Annotated in this window: 1 protein-coding gene; it reads left to right on the top strand. The window is 71.8% G+C overall.

Going from position 1 to position 227, the window contains the following annotated elements:
* Positions 1-227: hypothetical protein (locus tag ACFHW0_RS31975; RefSeq protein WP_416613352.1), on the top strand; the 227-nt coding region annotated here is incomplete at both ends.

Below are 227 nucleotides of genomic sequence, written 5' to 3'. Positions count from 1 at the left end.
AGCTGTATGTCGGTGGTGTGGGTGTGGCCCGTGGCTACGCGGGTCAGCCGGCGCTGACGGCGGAGCGCTTCCTGCCGGACCCGTTCGCCGGTGCCGGAAACGGGGCCGGCGCCGGTGTCGGGGCGCGGATGTATCGGACCGGGGACCTGGTGCGTCGGCTGCCCGACGGGGCGGTGGAGTTCGTCGGCCGGATCGACCATCAGGTGAAGATCCGGGGTTACCGGATC

This window comes from Micromonospora sp. LOL_025, from assembly GCF_048060285.1.
Taxonomy (GTDB): domain Bacteria; phylum Actinomycetota; class Actinomycetes; order Mycobacteriales; family Micromonosporaceae; genus Micromonospora.
This window is presented reverse-complemented; position numbering and strand designations above follow the sequence as displayed.